The organism is Pantoea sp. SGAir0175 (assembly GCF_043547855.1).
On sequence record NZ_CP028081.1, the window covers coordinates 2,743,275 to 2,757,060 of the forward strand.

Consider the following 13,786-nt stretch of genomic DNA (forward strand, 5'->3'; position numbering starts at 1 on the left):
AACATAACTACCGGCTCATTTGCTAAGAGATGCTCACATGTTCAACAAGATGAAAATTGTGACCGCCATTGTGGTTATTCTGGTGGTATTCACAGCCATGCAGGCCATATCCGGCTCGCTCTTTTTCTCCTCGCTGCGCGCGGGACAACATAATTTCACCGCCAGCAATCAGTTGTCTCATCAGCAGCGCGAGCTGGGCGACGGCTGGCAAACGCTGGTGAAAACCCGCGTCACCATCAACCGCGTGGCGATCCGTATTCTGAAAAATCAGACTGACGAGCAGTCGCTGGCGGCGATCAACAAGCTGCTGCTGGCAGCCGGTGCCTCGCTGGAAGCGGCGCAGCAGCACTTCAATCAGTATAGAAGCTATCCGCGCATCGACGGCCAGAGTGCGTCGACCGCCGATCTGATCGACAATAAATTCAAAGCGTTTGCCGCGCTGCTGCAGCAGTCCGCCGTGTTTCTGAAAGCCAATAACTACGCGGCCTACGGCAACCTCGATGCGCAGCAGGCGCAGGATGAACTGGAACAGGCTTATCAGCAGTGGCGCGATGAAAACATGCAGCTGATTAATCAGCGCAGCCTGCAAAATGACAGCAACTATCAGCAGGTGCTGATCATGATTGCCGTCATCGCGCTGGTGGTGGTGCTGATGGTGGCGGCGGTATGGACGCTGGTACGCCGCGTGCTGCTGGCACCGATGCAGCAGGTGCAGCAGCAGATCGAGCGCTTTGCCGAAGGCGATTTGTCAGCCAGCCTGCAGGTGGCAGGCCGCAGTGAAATGGCGGCCATTGCCGCCAGCCTGAATCATATGCAGCAGGCGCTGCTTGGTACCATTAATAACGTGCGCGACAGCGCGGATGCCATTTTTGGCAGCGCCAGTGCCATCGCCAACGGTAATAACGATCTCTCGGCGCGCACCGAACAGCAGGCTGCCTCACTGGAAGAGACCGCCGCCAGCATGGAACAGCTGACCGCGACCGTGAAGCAGAATGCTGACAACGCGCGTCAGGCCACGCAGCTGGCGAAAACCGCGTCGGACACCGCCGATAAAGGCGGTAGCGTGGTGGAAGGCGTGGTGAAAACCATGCGTGACATTGCGGACAGCTCGAAAAAAATCGCCGACATTACCAGCGTCATCGACGGTATCGCTTTCCAGACCAACATTCTGGCGCTTAACGCCGCGGTAGAAGCGGCGCGTGCCGGTGAGCAGGGGCGCGGTTTTGCGGTGGTGGCGGGCGAAGTGCGCAACCTGGCCCAGCGCAGCGCGCAGGCGGCGAAAGAGATCAAACTGCTGATTGAAAACTCCGTGCAGCGCGTGGATCTCGGTTCGCAGCAGGTCAGCAGCGCTGGCGATACCATGCAGGAGATTGTCAGCGCGGTGACGCGCGTCACCGATATCATGGGCGAGATTGCCTCGGCCTCTGATGAGCAGAGCCGCGGTATCGACCAGATTGGCCAGGCGGTGAATGAGATGGATCGCGTGACGCAGCAGAACGCCACGCTGGTGCAGGAATCGGCCAGCGCCTCGGCATCGCTGGAGCAGCAGGCCAGCCGATTGTCATCGGCGGTGGCGCGTTTCAACACCGGCGCACGCCCGACCGCTGCGGTAACCGAGCGGATGGTGAAACCGGTGGTGCCCGCCCCGACCCGCGCCCTGCCCGCGGCGGTGAGCCACGGTAACGATAACTGGGAAACGTTTTAATGCGCTGAGGCGTAAAAGGATACCGGTGCGCATGAATGCGCACCCTACAACAAGTAATGCCGCTGGACATTAATGTGCGAGCGGTAAAAAACGCGCAATGCCCTCATATCTCAATGTGCAGCCGACAATATATTACGCAATGACCTTGTAGGGTCGCCATTTATGGTGACCCAAATACTGCACGGACAAATATTTCCCCTGAATGGCGGCACTGTGGCTCCGGTTCACGCCTGCCAGCTCGAAAATCAGCTCTTCAATTTGGGGTCCAGCGCGTCGCGCAGGCCGTCGCCCAGCAGATTGAACGCCAGCACGGTGAGAAAAATCGCCAGGCTGGGGAAGATCGCCACGTGCGGCGCAATCACCATATCGGCGCGCGCTTCGTTGAGCATCGCGCCCCACTCCGGCGTCGGCGGCTGTGCGCCCAGGCCGAGAAAGGACAGGCTGGCGGCGGTGATGATCGAAGTACCGATACGCATGGTGAAATAGACCACAATCGACGACACCGTACCGGGCAAAATGTGACGCATGATAATAGTCCAGTCGGAGGCACCAATACTGCGCGCCGACTCGATATAGGTCTGATGTTTCAGCACCAGCGTATTGCCACGCACCAGACGGGCAAATGCCGGAATACTGAAAATCGCCACTGCCACAATCACGTTGCTCATGCCGCTGCCCATGATCGCCACCACCGCGATCGCCAGCAGGATGCCGGGAAACGCAAACAACACATCGCAGATGCGCATGGTGATGCGATCCCACCAGCCTTCGTAATAGCCCGCCAGCAGCCCCAGCACGGTGCCGATCACCGTGCCAATCGCCACCGAGAAGAAGCCGGCGATCAGCGAAATGCGCGTCCCGACCAGCACCCGGCTAAAGATATCGCGCCCAAGGGAATCGACGCCAAACAGATGCATCCACGACGGACCTTCGTTGAGCCGGTCGTAGTCAAAATAGTTTTCGGCATCAAACGGGGCGATCCACGGGGCGATAAACGCCACCACAATCAGCAGCAGCACAAATGCGCCCGCCAGCAGCGCCACATGCTGACGGCGAAAGCGCCGCCAGAATTCACGCCACGGCGTGCGAACCCGGTTTTCCGTCATCAGCGGCAGGGATTTCAGTGCCGCCTCGCGTCGCCAGTTCTTCAATTGCGACTCCTTACCTGTAGCGAATAGCCGGGTTGATCGCCGCGTAAAGCATATCGACGATCAGGTTAATCAGAATGAACTCCAGCGAGAACAGCAGCACCTCGGCCTGAATCACCGGGTAATCGCGCATCTCCACCGAATCCACCAGCAGACGGCCCAGTCCGGGCCAGTTAAACACCACTTCCACCACAATCGAGCCACCGAGCAGAAAGCCGAACTGCAGCCCCATCATGGTGACCACCGGAATCATGGCATTGCGCAGCCCGTGTTTGACCACCACCAGCGATTCGCGCACCCCTTTGGCCCGCGCGGTGCGCATATAATCTTCCTGCATCACCTCAACGAACGAAGCGCGGGTAAAGCGCGCCATCACCGCGGCCACGGCGGCACCGAGCGTAATCGACGGCAGAATGTAGTGCTGCCAGCTGTCGGCGCCCACCGTTGGCAACCAGCCGAGCTCGACCGAAAAGACCTGCATCAGCAGCATACCCAGCGCAAACGCCGGAAAGGAGATGCCGGAAACCGCCAGCGTCATGCCGATGCGGTCCGGCCAGCGATTGCGCCATACCGCCGAAACGATGCCGATCGCCATGCCAAACACCACCGCCCACACCATGCTGCTCAGCGTCAGCCACAGAGTAGGAAAAAAGCGCGCGGCAATTTCGGCAGAGACCGGCCGCTTTGACACCATCGACTGACCAAAATCACCCTGCAAAGCATTGAGGATAAAGTGCCAGAACTGCTGAATCAGCGGCTGATCGAGTCCCAGCTCCTGACGCACCAGCGCCACCACTGAGGCATCCGCTTCCGGTCCGGCAATCAGGCGCGCCGGGTCTCCCGGCAGCAGATGCACGAACAGGAACACCAGCACTGCGACAATCAGCAGCGTGGGAATCAGCCCGAGCAGGCGTTTAAGAAAATAGTTGAGCATGCGAAATCCCGCGCAGCATCGGCCAGCCCCGTAAGGCTGGCCGCGTCTGTTACTTCAGATCCGCCTCATCAAAATTGAATGAGGTATCGGGCATGACGTAAAAACCGGTCAGGTTTTTATTGTTCGCAGACAGCAGCTGCTCCACCACCAGCGGAATCCACGGGTGATCGTTCCAGATGCGGTCCTGCGCGTCTTTATACAGTCTGGCTTTCTGGTCGCGATCGGTGGTCTTCAGCGCATCCGCCAGGTCTTTATCCACCTGCGGGTTGCTGTAGAACGCGGTGTTGAAGATCGCCGGTGGCCACGAGCTGGTGGCGAACAGCGGCGTCAGCGCCCAGTCGGCTTCGCCGGTGGAGGCTGACCAGCCGGTGTAGAACATGCGCACCCCGCTCTCTTTCTGCCCTTTACTCTCTACTTCCGCCGCGCGCTGGCCGGCATCCATCGCCGTGACTTTTACCTTCACGCCTACCTGCGCCAGCTGCTGCTGGGTGAACTGCAGCACTTTCTGCGCGGTGCTGTGGTTATGCGATGACCACAGCGTGGTTTCAAAACCATTCGGGTAGCCCGCTTCCTTCAGCAACTCGCGCGCTTTGGCCGGATCGTATTTGATGGCCGGATAGCTCTGGGCAAAATCAATGCGCGGCGGCACGATGCCGGTGGCTGGCGTGGCGTAACCGGCAAAGGCCACTTTCGCCAGCGCCTGGCGATTGATGGCGTACTCCAGCGCTTCACGCACTTTCGGGTTATCGAACGGCTTTTGCGTCACGTTGAGGCTGATGTAACGCTGCATGATCGATGGTGTGGTCACCACATCCAGCTTGCTATTGCCCTGCAACAGTTTGGCCTGCTCTAACGGCACCGGGAAGGCAAAGCTGGCCTCGCCGGTTTGCAGCATCGCCGCGCGGGTGTTGTTATCCACCACCGGACGCCAGGTAATGCTGTCGAGTTTTGGATAGCCCGGTTTCCAGTAGCCCGACCACTTTTTCACTTTGACAAAATCGGTCTGGTTCCAGGTGTCAAAGGTATAAGGTCCGGTGCCTACCGGATGGAAACCGATGTCCTTGCCATATTTTTTCAGCGCGGTTGGCGAGATCATCACCGCAGCCGGGTGTGCCAGATTGTTGATAAACGCTGAGAACGGCTGCTTCAGGGTAATTTTCACCGTGGACGGATCGACTACTTCGGTGGTGGCGACATATTTAAACAGGTTATAGCGCTTGAGATGATTTTCCGGATTGCTGGCGCGGTCGAGGTTGACCTTCACCGCTTCGGCATTGAAATCCGTGCCATCCTGGAATTTCACACCCGGACGCAGCTTGATGGTGTAAGTCAAACCATCGCTGCTGGCCTGGTAGCTGTCCGCCAGCACGTTGACCAGCTTCATGTCTTTATCGAAGCCGAACAAGCCCTGATAGAAAGACTTGGCCACCGCCTGCGACAGCGTGTCGTTGGCGTCGTACGGATCCAGCGTGGTGAAGGTCGACGCCACGGCAATCACCGCATCTTTGGCCGCCCAGGCGGGCAGCGCCAGCGCCGAACTCAACAACCCGGCAGTGATAACCCCTTTTCGCATGATATGGTGCATCGTTATCGTTCTCCTGTAGTCCCTGTCTTGCGCGCCCTGCGCGGAGGGCGCGGTTGGTTGCTGCTCAGGCGCCGCTAATGGCATGGCGGGCGACAAAATGGCCCGGTGCCACTTCCAGTAACGGTGCCACTTCCGGCTCATCACCCAGCGGGCGAATCGGGCTGGGGATCTCATCCACCATCAGCGCCCGCTCGCGGTGCCGATGCGCCGGATCGGCCACCGGCACCGCGGCCATCAGTTTTCTGGTATAAGGATGGCGCGGCTGTTCGAACACCGCCTGACGCGGTCCCATCTCCACAATCTGTCCGAGATACATCACCGCCACGCGATGGCTGATGCGCTCCACCACCGCCATGTCGTGCGAAATAAACAGGAAGGCGATGCCAAATTCACGCTGTAAATCCAGCATCAGATTGATGATCTGCGCCTGAATCGACACATCCAGCGCGGAGACGGATTCGTCGGCGATCACCACTTTAGGATTGAGCGCCAGCGCGCGTGCGATGCAGATACGCTGGCGCTGACCGCCAGAAAATTCGTGCGGGTAGCGCTGCGCGTGTTCGGGTAGCAGACCAACGCGTTCCAGCAGCCAGGCGACGCGTTTCTCTGCCTGCGCGCGCCCCATGCTGCGATGCACCAGCAGCGGCTCCATAATTGAAAAGCCGACGGTAAGGCGCGGATCGAGCGACGCATACGGATCCTGAAAGATAAACTGAATATCGCGGCGCAGCGTGGCCAGCGCCCTGCCCTGCAGTGCATCAATGCGCTGGCCGTCAAAGGTGATGCTGCCGCCCTGGCTGGCGACCAGCCGCAGCAGCGAGCGTCCGGTGGTGGATTTGCCGCAGCCGGACTCGCCCACCAGCGCGAGGGTTTCGCCTGCATAAAGATCGAAACTGACTTTTTCCACCGCGTGGACGCGACGCTTAACCCGATTGAGCAGCCCGCCGCGAATATCAAAGCGCGTAACCAGATCGCGCACCTGTAAAATCGGCGGACGATCGTGACGCACGGTATCCTGCGGCGTGCTGGCTTCTTCGCGGCCGTTGGTATGCAGCAGCGGAAACTTCGCCGGCAGCGGCTGGCCACTCATCGCCCCGAGCTTTGGCACGGCCGCCAGCAGCGCGCGGGTATACGGCTGCTGCGGCGCATCGAACAACTGCTGCACCGGCGCGCGCTCAACCACATCGCCGCGATACATCACCTGCACGCGATCGGCCATCTCCGCCACCACGCCCATATCGTGCGTGATAAAGATGACGCCCATCTGCATCTCTTTTTGCAGCACGCGAATCAGCTGCAGAATCTGCGCCTGGATGGTGACGTCCAGCGCGGTGGTCGGCTCATCGGCAATCAGCAGCGCCGGCTTGCACGACAGCGCCATGGCGATCATCACGCGCTGGCGCATACCGCCAGAGAGCTGATGCGGATAGCGCGACAGCACATTGTGCGCTTCCGGAATGCGCACCAGGTCCAGCATGCGTCGCGCTTCGGCCTGCGCCTGCTGGTTACTTTTCCCCTGATGCAAACGAATAGATTCGGCGATCTGTTCACCGACGGTGAATACCGGGTTGAGCGACGTCATCGGCTCCTGAAAGATCATCGCCATGTCCGCACCGCGCACCCGGCGCATCTGGCTGGCGGACGCCCGCATCACATCCAGCACCTCGCCGTTGCGCCGTCGCAGCAGGATTTCACCGCTGACCGCGCCGCCGGCCTGTGCAATCAGACGCATCAGCGCCAGCGACGTCACCGATTTGCCCGAGCCCGATTCGCCCACCAGCGCCAGCGTTTCTCCGCGGTGCAGATCGAGCGAAAGCTGCCGCACGGCGTCCGTCACGCGCCCTTCATGCTCAAAGCGCACACAGAGATCGCGTACCGCCAGCACCTGCTGCGGCGCAAACTGCTGCTGTAGATCCGTCATGCCTGCTCCTTAGCTGTCGCGGTAAATCGCCACCTCAACCTCGCCGCCCACATAAGCGAATCCGCGATACATGCCTTCGCTATTAAACGGCAGCGCCACGTTGCCGTGGGCATCAACGGCTATCAGCCCGCCGCTACCCTCCAGCTCCTGCACTTTGTCATGAATCACGCTGGCGGTGGCCTGTTGCAGCGAACGACCGCCATATTCCATCTGCGCTGAGACATCGTAAGCCGCCAGCGTACGAATAAACACTTCGCCGGTACCGGTACAGGAGACTGCCACGGTGGCGTTGTTGGCATAGCAGCCGGCGCCCGCCAGCGGTGAATCGCCGACGCGGCCCGCCTGCTTGTTGGTCATGCCGCCGGTGGAGGTGGCGGCCGCCAGATTCCCCTGCAAATCGAGCGCCACCGCGCCCACGGTGCCAAATTTGCGATCCGGGTCCAGCGGATCGCTCCCCTGCGCCGCGCCATCATGATCCAGCAGCATTTGTTCGCTGCCCAGCGCGCGCTGCAGCTGCTCCCAGCGTTCTGGCGTCGAGAAGAAATCAGGCTCGACCGGCGTCAGCCCCTGTTGCGCGGCAAAGGCTTCCGCCCCGCTGCCAATAAAGAGCACGTGCGGACTGGCTTCCAGCACTTTACGCGCGGCAAGAATCGGATTGCGGATACGGCTGACGCCAGCGACGGCGCCGATATCCAGCGTACGGCCATCCATCAGGCTGGCATCCAGTTCATGGGTGCCCTGATGGGTGAACACGGCCCCTCTGCCGGCATTGAACAGCGGGCACTCTTCCAGCAGCCGCACCGCTTCGGTCACGGCATCCAGCGCGCTACCGCCGCTGGCCAGAATCTGCTGGCCGGCGCTGACAATCGCGGCCAGTTGCTGACGATAGTGCTGCTCTTTTTCGGCGCTCATTGCCGCACGCGTAATCGCGCCGGCGCCGCCGTGAATTGCGATAACTGCTTTAGCCATAACCGTTACCCTGTCAAGGAATCAGAGCCAAAAACACTGATTTAGAATGGTTTTCATCTTTTTTTGGCAATTTTCGACTATAGAAAGCCCCTCCCTGCTTGTAAAGCAGAAAGTGTATCAGCGGTCATAACCTTTTAATGTGGATTATGCTTTTTTGTGAATTAAGGGAGAGAACGCACCAGCTTTAATATTATGGCTGGCGCGCTTACGTCTGGCACCGGCAAGGCAGTGAACAACCTCTTCGCCCTTACTTTTTGTGTGGCTTCAGTGCCGGTTAAAAATCGGGTAAGTTAAAGGCCCATTCATGAAAAGGAATATTCAGTGGAAGATGAAAAAGGGCTAAGGATTGCACTCTCCCCGGTGCAGCTGGCAGCCGTCCTTTCAGATCGCAGCGTCAGCGAGGGTGAAACGACCAGCAACCGCATTTTCGGAGGGCTCGGGCTCGCTGGCGGAGTGATTGAGCTTTTTGGTGCTGGCGCACTGTGCGTCGTGCCTGAGCCCACCATGCTGACCAAAGCTGGCTGCGTCTTTGTCGGCACTCACAGTCTCGACACGCTTCAGGCCAGCCTGCGCCAGGTATGGACTGGCAGACAGGTCGCTACCGACACGTTTAATTCGGCCGTGGCACTCGCAGAATCGCTCGGCGCTGACCGTCAGACCGCCATGAATGTCGGCCTGACGGTAGATATCGCCATTCCGATGGCATTTGCCTTTGCAGCCGGAGCAGAGCGCGTCATCGCGGTGCGTGCCGGGCGGGTCAAAATCGCCGAGCATGAGTCGCTCTCAGGGCGAGCACCCGGTGGGCACACGATTGAGCGACATATCGGCAAAACGCCGGATGAGCTGCGGGAGAGGCTTCGTAACCGGCCTCGTCTCGATGAAGCCAGTAGCTTTAAGTCTCTGAGCGAGGCGGAAGCACTGATCAGTAAGGTGCTGGCAGATAATAAGCATCAAATTCAGATGTGGGTGAAAAATATCCCTCCAGGCTTGCAAGCCCGTATGCGCCTGAGTCGGCGTTTTTCACATCCGGTTGGTATAGTCGTGAGTAAAGGGCGTGAAGAGGTTGAGACCTGCTACGCCGTTCGCGTCATACTGGATTTTAAGCCCTACAACGGCAAACCTTACTTTATCATTACCGCTTTCCCGGAGTTATGATGGACCGTATCAGTATCAGTGAACTGGATAATTTTATTGGCATCTGGTTTGGGCAGGATTATGACCTGTTTGAACCGGGTGATGAGATCGAGCCCAAAATCGAGGCGTATATCAGAGAAGCGCATAAAGGAAACCTGCACGCCATGCTGGCAGACATCGAGCTGTTTCTGGCAGAGTGCGATGATGTCGAATCTGATTTCCGTGACCGCTATAAAAGAGAGTTTGTTCCGGCCAACTGGGATACTACTGCGGGCGCGTTTCTGTCACTGGTGCATAAGAAAGTATCTGCCGCACTCACATCATAACGTCAGCACGGTTGTTAACATGATACTCACTTTCAGTCTGAACAAAGCATGTTCGCCGGCGGATTCGTCACCGCGCACTAATTTCCATTCCCTTTGATCTCGCATGTGACTCAGCCGACAACAGCCACCATAATAGGCAGCATTCGCCTTTAACCCGACAGAGATGGACATGGAACCTTTTACCGCCGGACTGATTTCACTTGAAGACGCGCAGCAGAAAATGCTGCAGCAGTTGCAACCGATTAGCGATTGCCTGAGTGTCGCGCTGGCCGATGCCGCCGGGCGCATTACCGCGAAGCCGGTGATTTCGCCGCTGGACGTGCCGCCGTTCGATAACTCCGCGATGGACGGCTACGCGCTGCGCCTGAGCGACCTGTCCGCTGACCGCGTGCTGCCGGTAGCGGGCAAAGCGTTTGCCGGCGCCCCGTTTAATGGCGAGTGGCCAGCCGGCAGCGTGATTCGCATCATGACCGGCGCACCAGTCCCGGCCGGCTGCGACGCCGTGGTGATGCAGGAGCAAACCGAACCGCGTGACGGCGGCATTGTTATCACCGCGCCAGTGCGTGCCGGGCAAAATATTCGCCGCATCGGGGAGGATATTCAGGCCGGTAAGCAGGTACTGGATGCCGGCGTGCGGCTCGGTGCGGCAGAGCTGCCGCTGCTGGCGTCGCTGGGTATTGCGGAGGTCAGCGTGCTGCGTAAGCTGCGCGTGGCCATTTTCTCCACCGGTGACGAACTGCAGGCGGTGGGCCAGCCGCTGGCTGAGGGCCAGATTTATGACACCAACCGCTTCACCGTGGCGCTGATGCTGCGCAAACTTGGCTGCGAGGTGATCGACCTTGGCGTGATCGCTGATGATCCCGCGAAGCTGCGCCAGGCCTTCAGCGAAGCCGATCGCCAGGCCGATGTGGTGATCAGCACCGGCGGCGTGTCAGTGGGCGAGGCGGATTTCACCAAAGCGATGCTCGAAGAGCTGGGCGCGATTACCTTCTGGAAGCTGGCAATCAAGCCCGGCAAGCCGTTTGCCTTTGGCCGTCTGGCCAACAGCTGGTTCTGCGGGTTGCCGGGCAATCCGGTGTCGGCGGCCGTAACCTTCTATCAGCTGGTGCAGCCGCTGCTGGCCACGCTGACCGGCCAGACCACGCGCATCATGCCGCTGCGCCAGCGCGCGCGCGCAACGCAGCGTCTGAAGAAAGCGCCGGGCCGGCTCGATTTTCAGCGCGGCATCCTCAGTCGCGGCGATGATGCTGTACTGGAAGTGCGCAGCACCGGTGCGCAGGGCTCGCACGTGTTCAGTTCCTTTGCGCTGGCCGACTGCTTTATTGTGCTGGAGCGCGATCGCGGTGACGTTGAGCCGGGCGAATGGGTTGATGTCGAGGCCTTCAACAGCCTGCTGGAGGGCTAATGCACACAGAGCTGAGCGATGAAGAGATGCTGCGCTACAACCGGCAGATTGTGCTGCGCGGCTTCGATTTCGACGGCCAGGAACGGCTGAAAGCCTCACGGGTGCTTATCGTTGGCCTGGGCGGACTGGGCTGTGCTGCCGCGCCCTATCTTGCCGCCGCCGGCGTCGGTCATCTGACGCTGCTGGATTTCGATCGTGTCAGCCTGAGTAATCTGCAGCGCCAGATTCTGCACAGCGATGAGCGCATCGGCATGGCAAAAGTCGCCTCGGCCCGTCAGCAACTGGCGGCGCTCAATCCACACTGCACGCTGGAGGCGATCGATGCGCAGCTGGATGAAGCCGCGCTCGGCGAACTGATTGCGCGTCACGATGCGGTGCTGGACTGCAGCGACAATGTCACCACGCGCGAACAGGTGAACCGCGGATGTTTTCAGCATCGGGTGCCGCTGATCTCCGGCGCCGCCATCCGCATGGAAGGCCAGCTCAGCGTATTCACCTGGCAGCCCGGCGAGCCCTGCTACCGCTGCATCAGCCGTCTGTTCGGCGAGCAGACGCTGAGCTGTGTCGAAGCCGGCGTGATGGCTCCGCTGGTCGGCGTGGTAGGTGCGATGCAGGCGATGGAAACGCTGAAGGTGCTGAGCGCCTTTGGCCAGCCGGCCAGCGCGCGACTGCTGATGTACGATGCGATGAGCGCCGAGTTTCGCAGCCTGAAAGTGGCGCAGGATGCGCAGTGTGAAGTGTGTGGCAGGCGTGAGGAATAACGTCAGGGCGTGACATAAGCGTCAGGTATTGCTGAGCGGCGCAATTTATCAGGCGATAAGTTGCGCCGCTGATGATGGCGGCTGCTAAACGGCTACGCCGTTAGACGATGCCCTGGCTGCGCAGGTAATCTTCGTAGTTGCCGGTGAAGTCAACGATGCGATCGCCTTTCATCTCGATGACGCGCGTCGCCAGCGAGCTGACGAACTCACGGTCGTGCGAGACGAAAATCAGCGTGCCTTCGTACATCTCCAGCGCCATGTTCAGTGATTCGATCGACTCCATATCCAGGTGGTTAGTCGGTTCGTCCATCACCAGGATGTTTGGCTTCTGCATCATCAGCTTGCCAAACAGCATGCGGCCCTTCTCACCACCGGACAGCACTTTCGCTGGCTTCTTGATGTCGTCGTGGCTGAACAGCAGACGACCAAGAATACTGCGCACCGCCTGCTCGTCGTCGCCTTCCTGCTTCCACTGGCTCATCCAGTCGAACACGCTCAGGTCGTCAGCAAAATCTTCGGCGTGATCCTGCGCGTAGTAACCAATGCGCGCATTCTCCGACCATTTCACCGTGCCGCTATCCGGCTGCAGTTCGCCGACCAGCGTTTTCAGCAGCGTGGATTTACCAATACCGTTAGCGCCGAGGATGGCCAGTTTCTCACCCACTTCCAGCAGCAGGTTAAGATTTTTAAACAGCGGGCCGTTATCAAATCCTTTGGTCAGCGCTTCCACTTCCAGCGCATTACGGAACAGCTTTTTATCCTGCTCGAAACGAATATACGGGTTCTGACGGCTGGAGGCTTTTACCTCATCCAGTTTGATTTTATCAATCTGCTTCGCGCGCGAAGTGGCCTGACGCGATTTTGAGGCGTTAGCGCTAAAGCGGCTAACGAAGGATTGCAGATCGGCAATTTGCGCTTTCTTCTTGGCGTTATCCGCTAATAAACGCTCGCGCGCCTGGGTCGCCGCCGTCATATATTCGTCATAATTGCCGGGATAAACGCGCAGCTCACCGTAATCCAGATCCGCCATATGCGTACACACCATATTCAGGAAGTGACGGTCATGCGAAATGATGATCATGGTACTGTCACGTTCGTTCAGCACCTGCTCCAGCCAGCGAATGGTGTCAATATCCAGGTTGTTGGTCGGTTCGTCGAGTAACAAAATATCCGGGTTAGCAAATAATGCCTGCGCCAGCAGCACACGCAATTTCCAGCCAGGGGCAATTTCACTCATCGGACCGTAATGCTGCTCCACCGGAATGCCCACGCCGAGTAATAATTCTCCGGCGCGTGATTCGGCACTGTAACCGTCCATTTCACCGTAGGCGACCTCAAGGTCGGCGACTTTATAGCCTTCCTCTTCGCTCATTTCCGGCAATGCATATATGCGATCGCGCTCCTGCTTCACCGCCCACAATTCCTGGTGACCCATAATCACGGTATCCAGCACGCTATATTGCTCGAAAGCAAACTGATCCTGGCGAAGCTTACCGATGCGCTCATTAGGGTCGAGGGAAACATTTCCGTTAGTCGGAACCAGGTCGCCGCCCAGTATTTTCATGAAGGTCGATTTACCGCTGCCGTTCGCACCGATTAAACCGTAACGATTACCGCCGCCAAATTTAACGGAGATATTCTCAAACAGTGGCTTACTGCCGAACTGCATAGTGATATTGCTGGAAACTAACACGGCATTGACCTTTGTTACGCAGTGGAGGAAAAAACAGCGGGCATTATGCCAGAAGCGGCCTGGATGAGCCACCTCTGCACCCGGATACGCAGAGGCAAGGCGGAGAACACCTTGTTGCCAGAGGTAAAATAATTGCGACCGTGCCGGACAGGTTATCCACGGCGCGGGAAGTGAACCGCCGCCCGTGCCCGGAGCGAGGCCAATA

General features: G+C 59.0%; 11 protein-coding genes. 5 read left to right on the forward strand and 6 right to left on the reverse strand.

The window, feature by feature from the left end; translation table 11 throughout:
• The first annotated feature begins 37 nt into the window (after positions 1-37).
• A complete protein-coding gene (locus C1N56_RS12820) occupies positions 38-1,705 on the forward strand; it encodes a methyl-accepting chemotaxis protein (RefSeq protein WP_394516733.1) in 1,668 nt (555 codons plus the stop codon).
• Positions 1,706-1,950: 245 nt separating this feature from the next.
• On the opposite strand, the gene gsiD is transcribed toward C1N56_RS12820, so the two are convergent.
• From gsiD to C1N56_RS12845, 5 genes are all read right to left on the reverse strand, one after another.
• Positions 1,951-2,856 (reverse strand): glutathione ABC transporter permease GsiD, encoded by a 906-nt coding sequence (gene gsiD, locus C1N56_RS12825; protein WP_058757796.1) that lies wholly within the window; start codon positions 2,854-2,856, stop codon positions 1,951-1,953.
• Between the two features lie 10 nt (positions 2,857-2,866).
• The gene (gene gsiC / locus C1N56_RS12830) at positions 2,867-3,787 is read right to left on the reverse strand and encodes a glutathione ABC transporter permease GsiC (RefSeq protein ID WP_021508400.1); all 921 of its coding nucleotides are present in this window, start codon (positions 3,785-3,787) and stop codon (positions 2,867-2,869) included.
• Positions 3,788-3,836: 49 nt separating this feature from the next.
• Positions 3,837-5,372: a glutathione ABC transporter substrate-binding protein GsiB gene (gsiB, locus tag C1N56_RS12835; RefSeq protein WP_021508401.1), complete on the reverse strand. Its 1,536-nt coding sequence runs from the start codon at positions 5,370-5,372 to the stop codon at positions 3,837-3,839.
• 64 nt (positions 5,373-5,436) lie between these two features.
• Complete coding sequence (gene gsiA / locus C1N56_RS12840; protein WP_215480153.1) at positions 5,437-7,293, reverse strand: glutathione ABC transporter ATP-binding protein GsiA; 1,857 nt, start codon at positions 7,291-7,293, stop codon at positions 5,437-5,439.
• Positions 7,294-7,302: 9 nt separating this feature from the next.
• Positions 7,303-8,262 carry an isoaspartyl peptidase/L-asparaginase family protein gene (locus C1N56_RS12845; protein WP_058769516.1) on the reverse strand — a complete coding sequence of 320 codons (960 nt, stop codon included), beginning with the start codon at positions 8,260-8,262 and terminating at the stop codon, positions 7,303-7,305.
• Between the two features lie 321 nt (positions 8,263-8,583).
• On the opposite strand from C1N56_RS12845, the gene C1N56_RS12850 reads away from it, so the two are divergent.
• The 4 genes from C1N56_RS12850 to moeB all read left to right on the forward strand — a co-directional run bounded on the left by C1N56_RS12850 (position 8,584) and on the right by moeB (position 11,888).
• The gene (locus tag C1N56_RS12850) at positions 8,584-9,417 is read left to right on the forward strand and encodes an RNase A-like domain-containing protein (RefSeq protein ID WP_021508404.1); all 834 of its coding nucleotides are present in this window, start codon (positions 8,584-8,586) and stop codon (positions 9,415-9,417) included.
• A complete protein-coding gene (locus C1N56_RS12855) occupies positions 9,417-9,722 on the forward strand; it encodes a contact-dependent growth inhibition system immunity protein (RefSeq protein ID WP_021508405.1) in 306 nt (101 codons plus the stop codon). Before C1N56_RS12850 ends, C1N56_RS12855 begins: the two co-directional genes overlap by 1 nt.
• Positions 9,723-9,891: 169 nt before the next feature.
• On the forward strand, positions 9,892-11,127 hold the full coding sequence (gene moeA / locus C1N56_RS12860) for a molybdopterin molybdotransferase MoeA (protein WP_031279865.1): 1,236 nt from the start codon (positions 9,892-9,894) through the stop codon (positions 11,125-11,127).
• On the forward strand, positions 11,127-11,888 hold the full coding sequence (gene moeB, locus C1N56_RS12865) for a molybdopterin-synthase adenylyltransferase MoeB (protein WP_238561041.1): 762 nt from the start codon (positions 11,127-11,129) through the stop codon (positions 11,886-11,888). The genes moeA and moeB overlap by 1 nt, the downstream gene beginning before the upstream one ends.
• Before the next feature lie 100 nt (positions 11,889-11,988).
• On the opposite strand, the gene C1N56_RS12870 is transcribed toward moeB, so the two are convergent.
• The gene (locus tag C1N56_RS12870; RefSeq protein WP_031279866.1) at positions 11,989-13,581 is read right to left on the reverse strand and encodes an ABC-F family ATPase; all 1,593 of its coding nucleotides are present in this window, start codon (positions 13,579-13,581) and stop codon (positions 11,989-11,991) included.
• Positions 13,582-13,786 lie beyond the last annotated feature (205 nt).

Coding starts and splice junctions, on each gene's coding strand:
- C1N56_RS12820 (WP_394516733.1), top strand. CDS start 38: ATGTTCAACAAGATGAAAATTGTGACCGCCATTGTGGTTATTCTGGTG.
- gsiC (WP_021508400.1), bottom strand. CDS start 3,787: ATGCTCAACTATTTTCTTAAACGCCTGCTCGGGCTGATTCCCACGCTG.
- gsiB (WP_021508401.1), bottom strand. CDS start 5,372: ATGCACCATATCATGCGAAAAGGGGTTATCACTGCCGGGTTGTTGAGT.
- gsiA (WP_215480153.1), bottom strand. CDS start 7,293: ATGACGGATCTACAGCAGCAGTTTGCGCCGCAGCAGGTGCTGGCGGTA.
- C1N56_RS12845 (WP_058769516.1), bottom strand. CDS start 8,262: ATGGCTAAAGCAGTTATCGCAATTCACGGCGGCGCCGGCGCGATTACG.
- C1N56_RS12855 (WP_021508405.1), top strand. CDS start 9,417: ATGGACCGTATCAGTATCAGTGAACTGGATAATTTTATTGGCATCTGG.
- moeA (WP_031279865.1), top strand. CDS start 9,892: ATGGAACCTTTTACCGCCGGACTGATTTCACTTGAAGACGCGCAGCAG.
- moeB (WP_238561041.1), top strand. CDS start 11,127: ATGCACACAGAGCTGAGCGATGAAGAGATGCTGCGCTACAACCGGCAG.